The sequence below is a fragment of the Rhodococcus sp. MPR-R1B genome (assembly GCF_058793255.1).
This window is the reverse complement of record NZ_JBXAFO010000039.1, coordinates 14,506-33,860: the sequence shown is the minus strand read 5'-3', so window position 1 is coordinate 33,860 and position 19,355 is coordinate 14,506. Positions and strand designations below refer to the sequence as shown.

17 protein-coding genes are annotated in these 19,355 nt (G+C 62.8%); 9 read left to right on the top strand and 8 right to left on the bottom strand.

Annotated features, from left to right (window positions below; translation table 11 throughout):
* Positions 1 to 4: 4 nt before the first annotated feature.
* The gene (locus AC1Q61_RS30445) at positions 5 to 844 is read right to left on the bottom strand and encodes a DUF1707 SHOCT-like domain-containing protein (protein ID WP_007735521.1); all 840 of its coding nucleotides are present in this window, start codon (positions 842 to 844) and stop codon (positions 5 to 7) included.
* A 128-nt stretch (positions 845 to 972) separates the two neighbouring features.
* Between AC1Q61_RS30445 and AC1Q61_RS30440 the strand changes: the two genes are divergently transcribed.
* From AC1Q61_RS30440 to AC1Q61_RS30430, 3 genes are all read left to right on the top strand, one after another.
* Complete coding sequence (locus AC1Q61_RS30440) at positions 973 to 1,392, top strand: DUF5318 family protein (protein WP_042448217.1); 420 nt, start codon at positions 973 to 975, stop codon at positions 1,390 to 1,392.
* Between the two features lie 562 nt (positions 1,393 to 1,954).
* Complete coding sequence (locus AC1Q61_RS30435) at positions 1,955 to 4,102, top strand: transglycosylase domain-containing protein (RefSeq protein ID WP_007735524.1); 2,148 nt, start codon at positions 1,955 to 1,957, stop codon at positions 4,100 to 4,102.
* Between the two features lie 39 nt (positions 4,103 to 4,141).
* The gene (locus tag AC1Q61_RS30430; protein WP_492651382.1) at positions 4,142 to 5,719 is read left to right on the top strand and encodes a glycosyltransferase family 87 protein; all 1,578 of its coding nucleotides are present in this window, start codon (positions 4,142 to 4,144) and stop codon (positions 5,717 to 5,719) included.
* Between the two features lie 2 nt (positions 5,720 to 5,721).
* On the opposite strand, the gene AC1Q61_RS30425 is transcribed toward AC1Q61_RS30430, so the two are convergent.
* Positions 5,722 to 6,021, bottom strand: a complete 300-nt coding sequence (locus tag AC1Q61_RS30425) for a helix-turn-helix transcriptional regulator (protein ID WP_003941253.1) — start codon at positions 6,019 to 6,021, stop codon at positions 5,722 to 5,724.
* Between the two features lie 186 nt (positions 6,022 to 6,207).
* Between AC1Q61_RS30425 and AC1Q61_RS30420 the strand changes: the two genes are divergently transcribed.
* Positions 6,208 to 10,050: an nSTAND1 domain-containing NTPase gene (locus tag AC1Q61_RS30420; protein ID WP_492651383.1), complete on the top strand. Its 3,843-nt coding sequence runs from the start codon at positions 6,208 to 6,210 to the stop codon at positions 10,048 to 10,050.
* Positions 10,051 to 10,056: 6 nt separating this feature from the next.
* Here the strand turns inward: AC1Q61_RS30420 and AC1Q61_RS30415 are convergent, their stop codons facing one another.
* The 3 genes from AC1Q61_RS30415 to AC1Q61_RS30405 are packed head-to-tail and all read right to left on the bottom strand — an operon-like array spanning position 10,057 to position 12,821.
* Positions 10,057 to 10,836, bottom strand: a complete 780-nt coding sequence (locus AC1Q61_RS30415; protein ID WP_003941240.1) for a DUF4190 domain-containing protein — start codon at positions 10,834 to 10,836, stop codon at positions 10,057 to 10,059.
* A gap of 45 nt (positions 10,837 to 10,881) precedes the next feature.
* Positions 10,882 to 11,466, bottom strand: a complete 585-nt coding sequence (locus AC1Q61_RS30410; protein ID WP_054188362.1) for a GNAT family N-acetyltransferase — start codon at positions 11,464 to 11,466, stop codon at positions 10,882 to 10,884.
* Entirely contained in the window at positions 11,466 to 12,821 is a 1,356-nt protein-coding gene (locus AC1Q61_RS30405) for a glycosyltransferase family 87 protein (RefSeq protein ID WP_007735530.1), read from the bottom strand. Before AC1Q61_RS30405 ends, AC1Q61_RS30410 begins: the two co-directional genes overlap by 1 nt.
* Before the next feature lie 210 nt (positions 12,822 to 13,031).
* On the opposite strand from AC1Q61_RS30405, the gene rpsF reads away from it, so the two are divergent.
* The 5 genes from rpsF (at position 13,032) to dnaB (ending at position 16,579) form a co-directional block, all read left to right on the top strand.
* Positions 13,032 to 13,319 carry a 30S ribosomal protein S6 gene (gene rpsF / locus AC1Q61_RS30400; RefSeq protein WP_003941237.1) on the top strand — a complete coding sequence of 96 codons (288 nt, stop codon included), beginning with the start codon at positions 13,032 to 13,034 and terminating at the stop codon, positions 13,317 to 13,319.
* A 64-nt stretch (positions 13,320 to 13,383) separates the two neighbouring features.
* Positions 13,384 to 13,908 carry a single-stranded DNA-binding protein gene (locus AC1Q61_RS30395; RefSeq protein WP_003941248.1) on the top strand — a complete coding sequence of 175 codons (525 nt, stop codon included), beginning with the start codon at positions 13,384 to 13,386 and terminating at the stop codon, positions 13,906 to 13,908.
* Between the two features lie 39 nt (positions 13,909 to 13,947).
* Positions 13,948 to 14,190: a 30S ribosomal protein S18 gene (gene rpsR, locus AC1Q61_RS30390; protein ID WP_003941245.1), complete on the top strand. Its 243-nt coding sequence runs from the start codon at positions 13,948 to 13,950 to the stop codon at positions 14,188 to 14,190.
* Positions 14,191 to 14,208: 18 nt separating this feature from the next.
* Positions 14,209 to 14,664: a 50S ribosomal protein L9 gene (gene rplI / locus AC1Q61_RS30385; protein WP_007735531.1), complete on the top strand. Its 456-nt coding sequence runs from the start codon at positions 14,209 to 14,211 to the stop codon at positions 14,662 to 14,664.
* A gap of 508 nt (positions 14,665 to 15,172) precedes the next feature.
* The gene (dnaB, locus tag AC1Q61_RS30380; protein WP_019746049.1) at positions 15,173 to 16,579 is read left to right on the top strand and encodes a replicative DNA helicase; all 1,407 of its coding nucleotides are present in this window, start codon (positions 15,173 to 15,175) and stop codon (positions 16,577 to 16,579) included.
* Positions 16,580 to 16,677: 98 nt separating this feature from the next.
* On the opposite strand, the gene AC1Q61_RS30375 is transcribed toward dnaB, so the two are convergent.
* From AC1Q61_RS30375 to AC1Q61_RS30365, 3 genes are all read right to left on the bottom strand, one after another.
* Complete coding sequence (locus tag AC1Q61_RS30375) at positions 16,678 to 17,139, bottom strand: hypothetical protein (RefSeq protein WP_007735542.1); 462 nt, start codon at positions 17,137 to 17,139, stop codon at positions 16,678 to 16,680.
* A gap of 52 nt (positions 17,140 to 17,191) precedes the next feature.
* Positions 17,192 to 17,653, bottom strand: a complete 462-nt coding sequence (locus tag AC1Q61_RS30370; RefSeq protein ID WP_042448063.1) for an Hsp20/alpha crystallin family protein — start codon at positions 17,651 to 17,653, stop codon at positions 17,192 to 17,194.
* 1,254 nt (positions 17,654 to 18,907) lie between these two features.
* Positions 18,908 to 19,348: a DUF1931 family protein gene (locus AC1Q61_RS30365; protein WP_024487875.1), complete on the bottom strand. Its 441-nt coding sequence runs from the start codon at positions 19,346 to 19,348 to the stop codon at positions 18,908 to 18,910.
* Positions 19,349 to 19,355: the final 7 nt, after the last annotated feature.

Below are 19,355 nucleotides of genomic sequence, written 5' to 3'. Positions count from 1 at the left end.
CACCCTAGCTCCCGTACGGGTAGGAACGAGAGATCTCGCCCCACGGCGTGACCTCGATGCGTCCTTGGTGGCCGAGTCCGTTCTCTGCATAGATCGCGATCTCCGGGACGCCGTAGTTCGCGTCCACGATCAAGTGGGTGATCGCGGCGTCCGAAACATTGACATAGTCGCCGATGTTCACCATGTACGGCGCGAGCTTGTCGATCTGGATGGAACCGAGGTCGAAGGTCGGCTGGCCCGTTCGCCGCGGAATGGACGTCACTTCCCTCTCGAAGCCGTCGCGAAAACTGATGGACTCGGTGAGAGCGGGAGCATCGGGGACCGCCCGGCTCACTGAGGAGTAGTCGCCGTGGAAGCTGGCGTCGTCTACGAACATGTCACCGAACTCTTCTCGATACCTCTCGATGAATGCGCCGATTCCTTCCGGCGTCAACGTGTCGATGTGTGCGATCAGGATCGGTTCGACGGTCGGCTCCGGCACCGGGGTGGTGGTCGGCAACGGCGGAGCGAGGGAAGTAGTGCTGGCATAACTGGCTGTGATGTCTTCCGAGGGCGTCAACGGTGACCGACTCCACGCCACTGCTGCGATCGCGCCGACGACGATCAGAGCAGCAGCACCGACGAACACGGCCTTTCGTGCCGTCGACGTCCGAGGCACCGTTTTGGTCTCGATCTTCGGCACCTGCAGATCGTTGACCAGGCGTGCGAGTGCGAGCAGGGTCTTCGCGGACTTCGCCTTCTCGGTCCGGTCGAAGTAGTCCTCCGCGCTCAACTGCCCTTCGGCGTACGCGGCGTCCAACACATTGCACGTTTCGACGCGATCAAGATCACGAGCGCGCGTCATCGGAGAACGAGAAGACTTCACAGGAAGTGATCGTAATGGCTGGTCGCCATGCCCCCAGCCCCCGAAATGTGTTCATCGTGACCCTCCCGAACCGTCCGTCGCGGCACGGACGCACGTACGCTGGTCAGGTGCGGATACAGCGGCAAGTTGTGGACTACGCGCTCGCGCGTCGGTCTGTGCTGGCCGAAGTGTCTGCGGGTCGGACCGACGTCAAGCAGGTGTGTGACGCCGATCCGTACCTACTCAGAGCCGCGAAGTTCCACGGCCGGGGCAGCGACGTCGTCTGCCCCATTTGCCGCAAGGAACAGTTGACGCTCGTGTCCTGGGTGTTCGGCGACAAGCTCGGTCAGGTTTCGGGATCGGCCCGAACCTCGGACGAGCTCGCTCGGCTTGCGGAAACAGCAGAGGAGTTCACGGTGCACGTTGTAGAGGTGTGCCGTACCTGCAGTTGGAACCACTTGGTGCAGTCCTATGTGCTCGGCGCAGTACCTGCGCCGCCGCGACCGCGGCGAGCACGCCCACCAAGCCGGCGCACCGCCAGCGAGTAACGCCACACCCGAAGAAGGGCCCGATCGAAGTCTGCACGTGATCGGTCCGTGACCACTGGAGATTTGATTCGTGAGTTCCCCCAGCAACAACAACCCGGGCGGCAACAACCCGGGTGGCCGTCCCGTCGGTCCCAACCGTCCCGCCGGACCTCCTCAGGGTCGTCCGCCGCAGGGACGTCCCATGGGCCCACCACCGCAGGGACGCCCTCCGATGGGTCCGCCCCCTCAGGGTCGTCCGCCGCAAGGTCGTCCGATGGGACCCCCGCCCCAGGGGCGTCCGCCGCAAGCCCGACCTGCCGGCCCGCCTCCTCAGGGCCGCCCCGCCGGTCCCCCTCCTCAGGGTCGTCCGCCGCAAGGCCGACCTGCCGGCCCGCCGCCTCGAGATCGCGCCGTAGGCGCTCAGGCGAACGAACCGACCCAGCGCGTCGCGGCAGCAGCAGCGACCACCCGTAGCAACGCGGGCACCCGCCCGCCGGTCGGACCTCCACCGACGAAGCCACCGACAGGTGGCTCCGGTGGCGGTGGCAACGACGGACAACCCCCGAAGGGAAGAAAGAGCACCGTGAAGAAGAAGTCCAAGTGGCGCACAGTTCGCCGCTCGGCCTACGTCTTGGTGGCGCTCGGTCTTGTTCTGCCCGTCCTTGCCTTCATGGCGGCGTACATCGTGCAGGACGTCCCCAAGCCCGGTGACCTCAAGACCAATCAGGTGGCGACGGTCTTTGCCGCCGACGGCACCACGGTGATCAGCACTGTCGTCCCGCCAGATGGCAACCGCGTCGAGGTCTCGCTCGATCAGGTACCGCCGCACGTTCGCAACGCTGTTCTGGCCGCAGAGGACCGCGATTTCTACTCGAACCCGGGCTTCTCGATCTCCGGTTTCGCACGCGCGGCCCGAGACAACGTCCTCGGTCGCGACAGCGCCGGTGGTGGCTCGACCATCACGCAGCAGTACGTCAAGAAGGCGCTTGTCGGCTCGGAGCGTTCGCTGACGCGAAAGATGAAGGAACTCGTCATCTCCTCGAAGATGGCCAACGAGTGGTCCAAGGACGACATCCTCGCCGCGTATCTGAACACCATTTACTTCGGTCGCGGCGCATACGGCATCGGCGCAGCATCCAAGGCTTACTTCGGTAAGCCCGTCGACCAGCTGTCCATCGAAGAAGGCGCCGTCCTGGCGTCGTCGATCCAGCTTCCGTCGCTCCTCGATCCCGAGACCAACCCGACAGGCGCGAAGTCCCGCTGGGATTACGTGCTCGACGGCATGGTGTCTGCAGGCACGCTGGATCAGGCCGCGCGCACGCCGATGCAGTACCCCGCTTACATCCCGCTCGCCCAGGTCGACAACAGCAGCCAGGGCTCGACCGGACCCGAAGGCCTGATCAAGCGTCAGGTGCTCAAGGAGATCGGCGACGCTGGAATCAGCGAGCAGTTGCTCAACACCGAGGGCTTGCAGATCACCACGACCATCGACCCGCAGGCTCAGGCCGCAGCGGTCGAGGCAGCCCGTTCCAACATGGAGGGTGAGCCGGAGAATCTGCGTACCGCAGTTGTCTCGGTCGATCCGAAGACCGGAGCCGTCAAGGCGTACTACGGCGGTGAGGACGGCGCGGGATACGACTTCGCGAATGCCGGACTTCAGACCGGTTCCTCGTTCAAGGTGTTCGGCCTCGCAGCCGCCCTGGATCAGGGAATCCCGCTCTCGCAGATGTATGACAGCTCACCGCTGACCGTCAACGGCATCTCCATCGGCAACGTCGAAGGTGAAAGCTGCGGCACCTGCACCATCGCAGAGGCGCTCAAGCGTTCGCTGAACACCAGCTTCTACCGTCAGATGCTCAGCCTCGACGGCAACGGCCCGCAGGAAATCGCGGACATCGCTCACAAGGCAGGCATCCCGAAGGACATCCCGGGTGTCGGCCCGTCGCTCACCGAGGCCGACGGTTCCGGCCCCAACAACGGCATCGTGCTCGGCCAGTACCAGGCCCGCGTGCTCGACATGGCGTCGTCGTACGCGACACTCGCCGCGTCCGGTACGTATCACGCACCGCACTTCGTGCAGAAGGTCGTCGCGGCCGACGGCACCGTGCTGCTGGACCGCGGCGCGCCCGCCGGTGAAGACCGCATCGACGCTGCCGTGGCGGACAACGTGACGGCTGCGATGCAGCCGATCGCGGCGTACTCGCGCGGTCACAACCTGGCCGGCGGACGTCTGTCGGCGTCGAAGACAGGTACCGCGCAGCTCGGTGACACCGGAGCCAACAAGGACGCGTGGATGGTCGGCTACACGCCGTCGCTTTCGACCGCGGTCTGGGTCGGAACTCCCGACGGTGAAGCGATCACCAATTCCGGTGGCGCGATGATCTACGGCTCAGGTCTGCCTTCGGACATCTGGAAGGACACGATGGACGGCGCCCTCGAGGGCACCGACAACGAGAAGTTCCCGACGCCGGGCAAGATCAACGGTCAAGCCGGTGGTGTTCCGGAGTACACGGCTCCCGCACCGCCCAAGACGTCGGCGCCGCCGACCACCGCACCGACGACGACGGAAACCACTCCGCCGCCCGTGGTGACGACGACGCAGGTCGAGGTTCTGCCGGGCATCACGATCCCGATTCCGGGCATCTCCCGGCCGACGACAACCACGCCACAGGTACCAGGGGCAGGCGAGACCACCGAGGAAGAACCGGCAGGTGTGAGCCCCGGCCAGTAGTTGGAGGGTGGTCGGTTCGAAAGACGGTAACCTCGCGGAGTGGCCGCGAATGCTGATGATGCCGAACCGACCTCCCCCGCTCCGCTGGCCGAAGATCTTCGTTCGGCGGATTGGCGGGACGTTCCCAGTCGCAACGACGCGATCGTGTCTGCGCTGTCGGGAACCGTCGGCGGTCCGGTAGGTCGTCACGCACTGATCGGGCGCACTCGCTTCTTCACACCGATGCGAGTGATCCTTCTGCTCGCCGTGGTGTTCTTGGCTTTCGGCTGGTTCACCAAGGCGGGCTGTATTCAGCAGGCGCCGGTCGGCGAGAGCGGGCAGGTCGGCCTCGACTGGAGTGGCAGCCGTCAGTACGTGGCGATGTGTTACTCCGATACCGTTCCGCTGTACGGAGCCGAGCGCCTCGATCAGGGAGCATTCCCGTACAAGACGTCGTGGGAAGAAGTACGCGGCGACGGTTCGATCCAGATGCGGTACATGGAGTATCCGGTCATCTCGGGGCTCTACCAGTACGGCGCAATGAAAGTCGCGAAGGCGTGGGATTCGATCACCTGGCTGCCGGGCGCTATTCAGGTGGCACTCTATTTCAACGTCGTGGCGTTCGGGTTGGCGTTGGCGTGGCTGGTCACCGTGTGGGCGAGCACCCTGCTGGCCGGACGACGAGTGTGGGACGGCGCTCTCATCGCGTGTTCCCCGTTGGTGATCGTGCACGTGTTCACGAACTTCGATCCTCTGGCGACGGCGTTCGCGGCGGGTGGGTTGTTGGCATGGGCACGCAAGCGGCCCGTGCTCGCGGGAATCCTGCTCGGCCTGGGCGGCGCCGCGAAGCTCTACCCGCAGCTCCTACTGGGACCGCTCTTGGTCCTGTGTCTGCGCGCGGGCAAGACGAGGGACTGGCTGGTGACCGCTCTCAGCGCGGTCGCGGCATGGCTTGCGGTGAACCTGCCCATTGCCGCGCTGTACCCCCATGGTTGGTACGAGTTCTTCCGGCTCAACTCCGAACGCGGGGCCGATCCGGATTCGCTCTACAACGTGATCGCGTCGTTCACGTCGTGGAAGGGCCTCGACGGTCCTCTCGCACAGGGTGAGTCGCCGTCGAATCTCAACGCCGTCTCTCTGCTTTTGTTCGTGGCCGTCTGCATCGGTGTCGGATACGTCGCCCTGACGGCGCAGCGTCGTCCGCGAGTTGCGCAGCTGTGCTTCCTGTTGGTGGCGGGCTTCCTGCTCACGAACAAGGTGTGGAGCCCGCAGTATTCTCTGTGGCTGGTGCCGCTGGCCGTGTTGGCCTTGCCGCACCGCAGACTCCTGCTCGCGTGGATGACCATCGACGCCCTGGTCTGGGTTCCACGAATGATGTATTACCTCGGTGTGTCCAACAAGGGGCTGCCCGAGCAGTGGTTCACCGGAACAGTCGTGATCCGGGACATCGCGGTACTCGTTCTGTGCGCGCTGGTGCTCCGGCAGATCTACCGGCCGTCGGAGGATCTCGTGCGGTACGGGTTCATCGACGATCCGGCGGGCGGTGTTCTCGATCAAGCACCGGACAAACGACCTGCCTGGCTACCCGGTTGGCTGAAGCCGTCCAAGGCGAAGGAACCGGAACCCGTCACGGTCTGAGGTCACCACTCGTCGAGGGTGGTGTACCCGTCCTGGACCGCGCGGGCAAACAATGCTGCCTTCGTGGGAGCCGGCCGCCCGACGTCGCTGTACTTCGTGCGGATCCGAGTGATGTGTGTGTTGACGGTGCAGACGCGTAGGCCGAGCGTCTCGGCGACCTCGGACTTGGAATCCGAACGTAGCCAGGCAAGAAGTACTTCGATCTCGCGGACGCTCAGCTTCGGCTTGTGCTTGCCGTGCTTGGGGTTGCCGACTCGGGACACGTTTGCCTCGATCTTCGGAGAAATGCCGATTGAAGACATGCGAGTAGCGCCTTTCGACGGAGGGGATGGGCGTCGACTGCCGTATTTGCAGAAGGGCTGCTGGCTCGGGGTGCGACTGAGACGAGTATTTCGATCGAGGTGTCTCAGTGGAACGGGTGCAACTCTCTCGATACAGAGTCCATACAACGGACAAATCCCCTACCTGCTCCGATAGAGTGCGTCGCTATGAACTCGAAGGCGGAAGCCGGTACGCACAATCAGGTCGATCCCGCCCGGATCGAGTCGCGTGGGCAGTTTGCTGAGACGCTCACTGCACTGCGGAACGCAGCCGGACTGACGGTCCGCGAAGCCGTCGAGCGTTCGGGTGGTTTGCACGGAACCGTCAGCGGATGGTTTGCCGGCCAACACCTGCCGACGCCGGCGAGTACCCCGATGTTTTTCGCGCTCCTCGAGGCCTGCGGCGTCGATTCCGAGGATGAGCGGGAGCGCTGGATCAGTGCGGTGCAACGAGTGAGACAGCTGACGGCCAGACGACGCGGCGACGCCACCGTTCCGTATCGAGGTCTCGAGTCGTTCCGGCAGGAGGACGCCGAGTGGTTCTTCGGTCGAGACGAACTCACTGCCAATTTGGCGGAACGGGTGGCGTCGGCGATACAGGGTGAACGTCGCCGTCAGTTCATGGTGATCGGTGCTTCCGGCTCGGGTAAGTCGTCGTTGCTGCGGGCCGGGCTCGCCCCCAAGATCGCTGGAGACGATCCACGGTTCGACGGCTGGCGGGTGGAAATCCGGCAGCCGGGTACGGGAGGAATCCCGTCGTCGATTTCCGACGAACCAACAGTCTTGATGCTCGATCAGTTCGAGGAACTGTGGACGCAGTGCGACGGTGATCGTCGCGAGGAAATACTGCAGACTCTCGCGGAACTCGGTGAGAACACCATTGTCGTCATCGGCATGCGTGCCGACTTCTACGGGCTCGCGGCGAAGGAACCGCTTTTGGTGCCACTGCTCGACGACTCGCCGATGGTGGTCGGGCCGCTGACCGAAGAGCAGTTGCGCGAAGTGATCGTCGAGCCGGCGGTCAAGGCCGGGATGACCGTGCAGAGCGAGTTGGTTCAGGTTCTGGTCTCCGAGCTGACACCACGCGGCTCGCGCACGGCCAGCGACCCCGGAGCTTTGCCATTGTTGTCGCACGCACTGCTGGGGACCTGGCAACGGTCGACGCGTAAGACGCTGACCGTCTCGGATTACTACGCCACCGACGGGATCGCCGGAGCCGTCCAGCAAAGCGCGGAGGAAGTGTACGGCGAGCTCACAGAGCGGCAGCAGCAGTTGGCGCGCAGGATCTTCCTCCGGTTGGTCAACGTCGACGAAGTGACGCAGACGCGTCGGCGGGCACCGCGCACCGAACTCTTCCTCGGTGACGACGTCGACGACGTGAATACCGTCATCGACCGGTTCGCCTTACGCCGCCTTCTCACCGTCGACGAGGAGACCGTCGAGGTTTCGCACGAGGTCTTGCTGTCCGCGTGGAGTCGGCTTCGCGATTGGATCGACTCGGACCGCGCCGGTCTGGCGGTGCATCGCAGGTTCACCTACGCGGCGCAGGTGTGGGAAGACAGTGGACGCGACCCCGGCGCGCTGCTCGGACCCGCACGTCTTCATCTGACGGAAGAATGGCTGCGTTCGGGCGAACTCGGGCTCCCACTGGAACCGAGTCGGACCCGTGCCGCCGACCTCAATGCCACCGAGCGGGAGTACCTCGCCGCGAGCATCGAGCATCGTGATCAGCAGGAATTTGCCGATCGCCGACGTACACGCGTGCTACGACGGCTCGTGACTGCGTTGGCAGCCGCGTCGGTGATCGCTCTGGTGTTGGCGGTGGTTGCGACCGTCGCCGGTATCGGAGCCAATCGTCAACGTGTCCAAGCAGATACCGCGCGAGACGAGGCGATGTCGCGTCAGGTGGCCACCGAGTCGATCAGGATGCGCGAGCGGGATCCGTCGCTGGCGTCGCAGCTTGCTCTGGCGGCATTTGCGGTCAACGAAACAACCGAAGCCCGCTCGGCATTGCTGGATGCGTCGGGCGTTCATTCGGCTACTCGCATCATCGGACCGCCCGGCGCGATGAAGGCCCGGATCAACCCAGCTGGAACTGTTGTGGCGGTGGGTGGTTCGGACGGGAAGGTCAGGCTTTATCCGATGGTGGACGGTGTTGCCTCAGCCGTTCCGCAGGCAGAGTTCCTCGGAGTCTCGGAGGGCACGGCCCTCTTTGCCGTCGCCTACAGCCCGGACGGACGGCTCCTTGCGACCGGTGGTGCCGGCGGCGCTGCACTCTGGGATGTGTCGGACCCGAAGAATCCGGTCCGTGGAACACTTCCCGTCGACGGTGAACGCGTAGTGCAGGACATGGAGTTCAGCCCAGACGGAACCAAGCTGGTCGCCGGTACCTCGACGCCCGACGTCCTGCGATGGAACATCGACACCTCCACGAATGCCGTTGCTTTGCCTGCTCTTCCGCATCCAGCTGACGGCATTGTCACCGCGACGTTCAGCCCCGACGGACGTTCCCTCGTGGCGGGCGGGCGTCAAGCGACTCTGCGCGTGTGGGACGTCGCGAAGTGGGGTGAGGAATCGGCGCCGATCTTCGCGACCGAGCCCAACGGCACCACCGTCCACTACCTCGGCGTTGCCTTCAGCCCGGACGGACGTGAGCTCGCGGCGGGAACCACTGGCAGGGAGGTGGTTCGGTGGGACATGAGCGATCCGGCGCGCCCCTCTCCCCTGCAGGCACTGACGGGATTTTCCAGCTACGTCAACGAACTGAACTACGGCAAAGACGGAACACGTCTTGCCGCAGGAAGTTCCGACAACTCCGTGCGCGTGTGGGACCCCCGAACCGGGGCATTGATCGAAACACTTCCGGACAGTGGGGCGGTGACCACCGTCGACTACAGCGATGACGGCCGCAATCTGGTCACCGGGGGACTCAACGGTGTGACTCGCGTGTGGGCTCTTCCGGGTCCGGTCTGGGCGGGAGCTCGGGACACGATCTTCACCAGTCCCTTTGCCGCGGACGGCTCGCGTCTGGTGGCCGGCGTCGGTGCCAGGGGTGGCGCGATGTTGGCGTGGAACACCGAGGATCTCGATCGCCCCGCGGTGATGCCGGAGTTGAAACCGCAAGGGGCCGAAACTTTCAGCGGTGCGTCGGCGGTGTCGGCAGACGGGAACCTGGCTGTGAGCGGCACCGGCGGCGGCGGTGCATATCTTTGGGACCTGAGTGATCCGGCGTCGCCACGTATCTACGGCGAGCCTGCGGTATATGTGAAGGGCATCGTGGCGGTTGTCGCACTGAATCCCGCCGGAGATCTGCTGGCGGTGTCCTCGCAGGACGACAACAGTATTGCGTTGGTCGACGTTTCCGACCCGTCGGCTCCGAAACTGTTGTCGTTGACCGATGTCGGCTCCTACCCGCAGATGATGGCCTTTCAGCCAGGTACCGACATCTTGGCGATCGCGAACGCCAAGAACGAAGTGGATCTGTGGGACGTGTCGAACGCAGCGTCGCCCCGGGTGGCGGCGACGGTGGGTGGATTCGAAAGCTACGCATTAGCAGTGTCTTTCAGCGCCGACGGAACGCTGTTGGCCGCTGGAAGTGCGGATCACGGTGTCGCCGTGTGGGACGTACGCACACCGTCGGCACCCGAGGAACTCGCTCGTCTCGTCGGCCCCGAGGGCGCAATCTATTCGATCTCGTTCAACCGCGCCGGTGATCGGCTCGCTGCCGGTGTCGGCGACGGAACCGTCTGGCTCTGGGACATCGAGACTCCCTCGCAGGCAACACGATTTGCGACGCTGTCCGCCTACCCGGGTCGCGTCAACGACGCTCAGTTCGCCGGCGAGAGTGACATGATCGCGGGTAGCGGGTCGGACAAGACCGTTCGCTTGTGGGGAATCGACCCCGACGGCGTCGTTGATCGATTGTGCCGCACCGCAGGATCTCCCATCACGGAAGCCGAATGGGAGCGGTACCTGCCCGGTGTTCCCTATCAGGATCCGTGTGCCGGCTGACGTGAGTCAGTTCATCCAGAACTCGAGCGCCGGTTCCCGACCCAGCTCGCCTCCGCTGCCGGTGATCACCAGTCCGGCGGAGGTGAGCTTGTACGTCACGTCCTTGTTGGTGACGGTGAATCCGTTGCCGGTGGGCGTCGGATCGTCGAGTTCGATGGTGGCGCCGTCGCTCAGCCGTTGACCCTTGTAGTAGTAACGCCCGACTCCGGTTTCGCAGATGACGATTCGTGATCCGGTCGTGACGGCGATAGCGACGGCAGGATTGGTGGAGTTGCAACTGGGGCCGCCGGAGATGAAGCCCTGACGGTTGGTGCCCGAGACGGTCGGCGCTGGTCCGATCGAGGTTGTGACGCGTGGGGGCGTCGTCGTTTTCGGCGCTGTGGTGGGTGCACTCGGCGCCCGAGTCGTGGTCGTGGAGTACGAGTACGGCGTCGTATAGGTGAGACTCCGCGAACTCGCTTCATTGGCGGCGTTGCCGAAAGCGGCGGCGAGCAGCCCGAAGAACGCGATCCACACGATCACGGCCAGGATGCCGAGTGCGGTGAAGATGTAGCCGATGATCAGTCCGGCAAGGGCGAGTCCGTCGCCTTCTTCGCCGGTCCGTTTGATCTGGCCGCGAGCGATGTGCCCGAAGACGATCCCCAACGGCGCGATGAGGAACGCGAAGACGAGGGCGAGTACCGCGAGTGTGTTCGTCGGGCGCCTGCCGTACGGATCGGGCTGCCCGTACGGAGACGGTTGCCAATTCTGATTGCCCTGGTACCCGTACCCACCCTGATCGCTCATGAGGTGAATCTTGGCATGGACTTGGCCGAAGAGTGCAGGTGATCGCTAGTTTCGGGTACGTGTCTCGAGCTGAGGTGCGATGGTCGGCCAATCGTCGTCGGTCATCGCGAACAGCGCTGTTGTACGCCAACTGCCATCGGCGCGGCGTCGGTGCTTGCGCAGCAGGCCCTCGAACTGAGCGCCGAGCTTTGCGATCGCTGCCCTGGACTGTTCGTTGAACTCGTCCGTGTGCCACTCGACGCGTACGGCTTCGAGCTGGTCGAAGGCGTGACGAAGCAGGAGCAGCTTCGATTCGGGATTGATCCCGGTTCCCTGAACCGATCGCGACAACCACGTGTACCCGATTGCAAGACTGCGGTTTACCGGGTCGATCTGGTACATGGACGTAGTGCCGACCACGGCGTTCGTCGCGATGTTCACCTGCGCGAAGGCGATCCGATTCGGGTCGTCGGTTGCTACAGCGATGTACTTCTGTGCCTGTTCCCGATCGGTGATGGGCGATGCGGTCCAACGAAAGATCGCCGGGTCGTCGGCAGCAGCGAGCAGAGCGTCGGTGTGCGCGACGCCCAGGGGTTCGAGTCGGACACGATCACCGGTCAGCGTCGGTGATTCGAACCATGATGCAGTCATCAGGCGTGCTCCCGTGAGTGAGTCGGAAGGTTGTTGTCGGAGTTGGCAATCTGATCGGTCCCACCGGCAAGCGGATACCGCAACGGGACTCGCAGGAACAAGAAGAAGAACACGGCGAGCAGGATGACGTGGCCCCACACGCTCGCCTGGACGACGGCCTCGTACTTGCTCGGATCGAGATTCATGTCCAGTTGGTAGAAGTACCGGAAGATGCCGATACCCAACGCTGCGTCGGCGATCAGATAGGCGACGATCCAGAACCACCGGATCTTGAACAGTACGAGGAAAGGCAGGATCCACAGTGTGTACTGCGGTGAATTGACCTTGTGCAGCAACACGAATCCGCACAGCATCGCGGCACTGACTGCAATCCACGGAAAGTAGCCGTCGCGGACGTAGCGGCGCCAACCCAGATACATCGCGAGCGCGAACGACAACAGGATCATCACCGGAGACAGGATGCTCACCAGTGCGTCGTAGTCGGCGTTGAGTTCGCGAACTCCGAAACCGTAGAAGGGGCGCAACCCCCAGAACCACACCGAGTTGGTGGTGATGTCCGCGCTTCGCTTCTCCTGGAAGCTGAACGACGCGCGCCAGCCTTCGTAGGAAATGAGGGCGAACGGCAGGTTGACGAGGACGACGGTGACGATCGCCGCGCCCGCCGTCATCAGCGCCCCACGAACGTCGTAGCGCTTGCCTTCGGTGCCGCGTAGAAGCACGTAGGCCATGAGCGGCAGCACGAACATTCCCGGGTACAGCTTCAAACAGAAACCGATCGCCAGGATGACGGCCGCCAGAACCGCGCGAGTTCGCAGCGGGATCCGCTCGAACGTCATCAGGAAGATCGCGCCGACGCTGGTGGCCACCACCGGGAGCTCCCAGTTGTGGAATGCGTACAGAACCAGGGGCGGAGTCGCCGACCACACGAGCGCGTACGCGCCGCTCATCTTGCCGAGCATCCACGCCGTGAGCAGTCCGAAAGGAGCCAGGATCAGGGCCGAGTGCAGAAGGAAATCGGTGTCGGTGTGTGAGCCGATACCGCCCAGCCACATCAGAATTCCGCTGAGCACCGGGTATTCGACGGTTCCGCCGGTCAGGAATCCTTCGGGCGTTATCCCTCCGGTGACGAAGGGGAACAGATGCTGATCGATACCTCGTCCGAGCCAGAGCAACTGAATGTCGGAGTAGCAGACGTCGATGTTCTTGTTGACGTCGAAGTTCAGGCTTCGTCCGTCGGGCGCGAACGGTGCACCGCCGCATCTGGCCTTGTTGAAATAGCCCAGCGCCATCGTCAGCCCGCACAATCCGACGACCAACGCCAGGATCGACGCCGGGGTCTTGCGGTCTGTTCGCATGATTCTCACCCTAGGGGGCGCAGTGGCTCGCGGGGTGATGCGTCTGCACCACGCGTCGCGCATCGACCTGGCGGTCTCCCCGGAGGGCTGGGACGATTTCCCTGGTCAAGGCCCCTCGTGTAACCTACGAGGGTTGCTGACGCAACGACCCTCCTGCCACGGATAGTCCGTGGCCGTTTTCACTTAGTCCACAGGAGGTGATGAGGTCTTATGCGTCATTACGAATTGATGGTCATCCTTGACCCCAGCCTGGACGAGCGCACTGTCGCTCCTTCACTGGATACGTTCCTCAATGTTGTGCGCCAGCACGGCGGCACGATCGACAAGGTCGATGTCTGGGGTAAGCGTCGTCTCGCCTACGAGATCCTGAAGCATGCTGAAGGTATCTACGCGGTGATCGACATCAACGCCACTCCCGCCACCGTCGCTGAGCTCGACCGTCAGCTCGGTCTGAACGAGTCGGTTCTGCGCACGAAGGTTCTGCGCCACAACAAGTAATTACTGTCGGTAGCGAGCTCTACTCTCGCGCCCAACGGTCTTACATCAATGCAGGAGGAACCACATGGCTGGCGACACCATCATCACCGTCATCGGAAACCTGACGGCTGATCCTGAACTTCGTTTCACCCCGGCGGGTGCCGCGGTTGCAAACTTCACGGTTGCTTCCACGCCCCGCACCTTCGACCGTAATTCCAATGAATGGAAAGACGGCGATGCGCTGTTCATGCGTTGCAACATCTGGCGCGAAGCAGCCGAGAACGTCGCGGAGAGCTTGACCCGTGGTTCACGAGTAATCGTGAGCGGCCGGCTCAAGCAGCGTTCGTACGAAACTCGCGAGGGCGAAAAGCGAACTGTCGTCGAGCTCGAAGTCGATGAAATCGGTCCTTCACTGAAGTACGCCACGGCAAAGGTCAACAAGGCCAACCGTGGTGGCGGCGGTGGAGGCGGCAACTTCGGCGGTTCCTCCGGCGGATCGGGTGGCGGACGTCCGAGCGCTGCACCTTCGGGTGGAGACGATCCTTGGGGCAGTGCGCCTCAGGCTTCGGGCTCCTTCGGTGGTGCGGGCAGCGACGAACCGCCCTTCTGATCCGTACCTGATCAGGAACATCCAGAAAAGAGCAAAGACATGCCGAAGCCGCCCTTGCGCGACAAGGTTATGAAGAAGAAGGTCTGCACCTTCTGCAAAGAGAAGAACACGCAGATCAACTACAAGGACACGACGTTGCTTCGTAAGTACGTCAGCGATCGCGGAAAGATCCGTGCTCGCCGTGTCACCGGCAATTGCGTCCAGCACCAGCGCGACGTTGCCATTGCCGTCAAGAACTCACGTGAGGTAGCACTGCTGCCTTACGCCACCGTGGCTCGCTAAGGAAAGGGAGGAAAGAACATGAAGCTCATCCTCACCGCTGACGTGGACAACCTCGGTGCGCCTGGCGACACCGTGGAGGTCAAGGACGGCTACGGCCGTAACTACCTGCTCCCCCGCGGACTGGCAATCGTCGCCACTCGTGGCGCCGAGAAGCAGGTCGAGGGCATCCGTCGTGCACAGGAAGCGCGCGCTGTGCGCGGCCTGGATCACGCCAAGGAGCTCAAGGCAGCTATCGAGGGCCTCGAGTCCGTAACGCTGACGGTCAAGACCGCCGGTGGCTCGGGCAAGCTCTTCGGTTCGGTTACCGTCGCTGACGTCGCTGCTGCGATCAAGGCTGCCGGTGGACCGGTTGTCGACAAGCGCTCCATCGTGTTGCCGAAGGCTCACATCAAGAACACGGGCAAGCACGCCGTGGTCGTGAACCTGCACCCCGATGTGGTTGCCAAGTTCAACCTGAACGTCGTCGGCGCATAGTCGACTGTTCGTCTCGTCGGGCCCCGCACACTTCGGTGTGTGGGGCCCGACGTTTTGTTTCGGGGTGCGGTGTGCCGCCTGGCAGCGTCCCGAATCGGACCTGGGGATAACTCTCACACTGTGATGTTCGACTTGGTGATCAGTGACGAATCGGGCGAGGCAACACGCCCGACACGCCGACGCGCCGACTGTGGAAAAACTATTTTCATCAACAGGCCTGTGAAATTGTGGATAGCCATCTACCTGGTCTTTTGTAGTTACTAAGCAAAGTAGTCCCCAAATGCTCCACAGGCGGTGCACACCGTGGGGCGGGAGTTTCCACAAAGCATCCACAGGTTTATCCACAGTCCGGTTTGTATGCGGACCTACTAGTCCCTAACGTCATCTCGGCGTCTATCTACAGCTCGGCCGAATGCGGCTAGGGGATGTCGGTGGGGGCAGGTACAAATGATGAGGGCGCTGCGGTTTCTGGCAGTGTCGTCGAGTGTTTTACGGGAAGGTCTCGCTTGTGGCTGTTGTAGATGATCGAGGACCTTCCGACTTCTCAGGGCCGGACTACCCGGGCCCTCCCGAGGCCGAGCCCGACCAGGAGTTCGGACGCCAGCCACCTCAGGACATGACTGCCGAGCAGTCGGTGCTCGGCGGCATGCTGCTGAGCAAGGACGCCATCGCTGACGTCCTCGAGGTACTGCGTCCGGGTGACTTCTACCGGCCCGCCCACCAGTCCGTCTACGACGTGATCCTGGACCTCTACAGCCGTGGCGAGCCCGCCGACCCGGTGACGGTCTCCGCCGAGCTCGACCGTCGAGGTGAGCTCCGCCGTATCGGTGGTGCTGCCTACCTGGTGACGCTGACCCAGACAGTGCCCACAGCCGCCAACGCCGCCTTCTATGCCGAGATCGTGGCCGAGAAGTCCGTGCTGCGTCGTCTGGTCGACGCCGGTACTCGCATCGTCCAGTACGGCTACGCCGGCACCGAGGGTCAGGACGTGGCCGAGGTTGTCGACCGCGCGCAGGCCGAGATCTTCGAGGTCACCGAGCGTCGAACCACCGAGGACTTCGTACCCCTCACCGAGCTCCTCCAGCCCACGATGGACGAGATCGACTCCATCGCCAGCCGCGGCGGAATTTCCCTCGGTGTGCCCACCGGATTCAAGGATCTCGACGAGATCACCAACGGTCTTCACGCTGGTCAGATGATTATCGTCGCGGCTAGACCTGGTGTGGGCAAATCGACGCTTGGAATGGATTTTTTGCGTTCCTGCTCCATCACGCACGGCATGGCCAGCGTCATGTTCTCGTTGGAAATGAGCAAAACCGAGATCGTCATGCGTCTGCTGTCCGCAGAGGCAAAGATCAAGCTCGGCGACATGCGCTCCGGAAAGATGACCGACGACGACTGGACCAAGCTCGCGCGTCGCATGAGTGAGATCAGTGAGGCGCCGCTATTCATCGACGACTCCCCCAACCTCACCATGATGGAAATTCGCGCAAAAGCGCGGCGGCTCAAGCAGAAACACGACATTCGCCTGATCGTGATCGACTACCTCCAGCTGATGAGCTCGGGTAAAAAGGTCGAGTCCCGTCAGCAGGAAGTCTCCGAATTCTCCCGTAGCCTAAAGCTTTTGGCGAAGGAGCTCGAAGTTCCGGTTGTCGCGATCTGTCAGCTCAACCGTGGTCCCGAGCAGCGAACCGACAAGCGTCCCCAGGTCGCCGACCTTCGTGAGTCCGGTTCACTCGAGCAGGACGCCGACATGGTGATTCTGCTGTACCGCCCCGACGCGACCGAGCGAGACGATCCCCGTGGCGGTGAAGCCGACCTGATTCTGGGTAAGCACCGTAACGGCCCGACCGCGACAATCACTGTGGCGCACCAGCTTCACCTGTCCAAGTTTGTGGACATGGCCCGGGGATAGTGGCTGCCGCCATCGCCTGAAGGTGGGACGGATTTCAGATCTTGTGAGATCTTGCTACAAGCACCAATTCGATTCCACTAGTGCAAAATTCGGTTTTTCTACAGGTGGGGTAGTGCTGCAGTGAGGAAGACGGCGCCGAAGGCGATTCCGGCGATGCCGGTGAGGATCCCGACCACGCCGGCGGTGTTGTCGCCCAGATCGCGTCCGGGGGTGTCGGGTCGGCGCGCTGCCAGGGCGGTTCCGATGGCGGCGGCACCGAGGAGGATGCCGAGGCCGAACATCCAGAACGTCAGTATCGAGAGTGCACCGAGCATCAACGCCATGTCGCTGTATTCATCGCTGGTGATAGGACGATGGTGATCCCACCAATCGGGTGGAGTGTGCGCGCGGGATTCGGTGTTGTCGGTGTTGTCGGATTGCTCGTGCGGGGGGATGGTGGATGCAGTCATGGCAGCTAAAGGGTTCTCGCGCTGATTCTTTCGTGTGGTGGATGTACCGGTGTGCGCCACGGGTGTGCAGTGGGAGATCGAAGCGATGGTGGGTGAGGCCCGAGAACCCATCGCGTGTCCTCGGGAGTCACCCCACCATCAAGCGGTGTTCGGGCCAGGCGGATCAGGCTTCGATCTGCACCTGTGTTGTCGATCCGGCGTTATCGGTTCGGGAGGGTGGTCCGGAGGAGACCTCGATCCTCCGCGGTTTCGCCTTCTCTGCGATCGGCAACGTCACCGTCAACACGCCGTTGTCGTACGAGGCCTCGATCTGTTCGGCGTCGATGTCGTCGCTGATGGACAGCTGCCGTTTGTATGTTCCAGCGAAACGCTCACTCGCCAGCCAGCTCACACCCTCTTCGGAGAGGGCGGTGCGGTGCGCGGTCAACGTCAGGGTCGAGCCGTCGATGCGGACGTCCACTGATCCTGGGTCGACGCCGGGAAGATCGGCGTGCAGGACGTACTGGTCCTCGACCTTGTAGAGGTCCATCGGCATGAACCGTGGACTGCGTCCGTTGCCGGTTCCCGCGGCGAGTACGGACTTGGTGATCGCGTCGATGTCGGTGAAAGGATCGAAACGAAGCACAGCAACACACCTCCCATGTCGTGAAAAGAAAGGTCACCGCCACTGTGGCGGTTGACCGAACTTACTGTGCGAGAACATGATAACCACACGAATTAGCACTCTGCAACCGAGAGTGCCAGAAGCTTTGGGGAAGTGTTCCGGTCCCTGAAGATCGCTGCTTTGCCTGGTCCCGACAAAAGCGGTGGCCGCCTTCGGCCTCGATTCGAAGCGGGCGGCGCGGTACGGCACTTCGTCAGTAGCGGCGGTGCGGCAACGGATCCGCCGGAGCCCCGACTCTGCGTGTGCGAGTCGGGGCGTATGACCGACGTCGGCATTGAGCACACAACACCGATGACCCACTATCCGTGCGAAGTCGACGTTCATGTCGTCCGCACATCTTCAACCATAAACAGTGCGATCGGTATAAATCATGTTCAGTCGCCTTCGATGCCAAGAAGTGACATGGCCGTTTGCATGGCAAGGTGAACATCTGGGTCGTCACGCTAGCGGCGCAGTAGCCGCGGTGCCTGGAAAGGTGGCCCGTGCCTGGTATTTGGTTTGCAGACGTCTGTTCCGAATGCTTTTGCAAAATAGGTCTTTTCCCGATGTTTGCGGGTGGATCGGGCATCGAACATCGCGGGTGCTCGTTCGTCGGAGTCGCTGCGAACGATGTCGGTGTTCGTGCACACACCGAACCGGCTGTAAGGGAGAACACTTCGGCTACCGTCAAAGCTTGCTCATCACAATGGAACTGGGACTTTCGACCCTGTCGTCTACAAGCAGTGCGCAATAACCTTCGTCGGGTCGGGGGCACCCGTTCCGTTCGAGGGGGCAAACAATCGGGCGGGTGTTCGTCAAGGCAAGGCCATATCACCCTCACTGGTCTCCTTGCCGGGCCTTGAGCTGTGCGCGCCCAGAAGTGCTCAGGGCCCGCCCGATGCGGGGATCGAGAAAGTGAAGACGAAAGGTTCTCAGATGAGCCGAAGGAGTGATCGGCGATCGACAAGTTCTGCTCGCCGCCTGGCCACGCGGACTACCGGTGTCAGAGGTTCGGCGTGTAAGCCGAACTCGCTCACGGCAGAAGATCTGAGGGCTGTAATCGAGTCCCTCACTGGAGTTCTCGCTGCTCGAGAATCGAGCGCGGAAACCGCACCTCTCGCCGGAAATCCTCCGTCGTCGACGCCAACTGACAGGCAGTTCTGAATCGCACCGGTATTTTCGCAGCCGGACAGCATATTCGAACTCGGACGCGCTGTCAGCCGGGACGGGTGGTAATCACAGAAGTAGGTGGAAGATGTCGAAGGCGACTGTCCATTGGGCTGTGCCGGGGTTCTTGCGGTCCGGTTCGACCGTGGCGAAGGTTTGCGCCAGCGCTACGCTCAACCCTCCTGCGATCAGCGGCAGTCGTTGCTCTGTCTCCTCTGAGAGGGCCACGTCCAAGGGCGGGCGGGCCGTGAGCTGATCGAGCAGCGGTTGAAGTTCGATCTCCTCGTCGAGTTTTTCGAACCGGTGGATGCTCTCCTGTAATCCCTTGGTGATCGGCAGGTCCCACGGTTCGATCACGTCGCGCAAGTTTGCTTTCGCGGAGGCTTTCCCGATCAGGATCACGTCGTAGATCTTGTCGTCGATGAAATCGGTATAGCGCTTGAGATCGTTCCGGTCGACCTGCAGTCCGGCCGCTGCCCTGAAGAACCGCTGGAATTTCACGGTGCCCATTACTGGC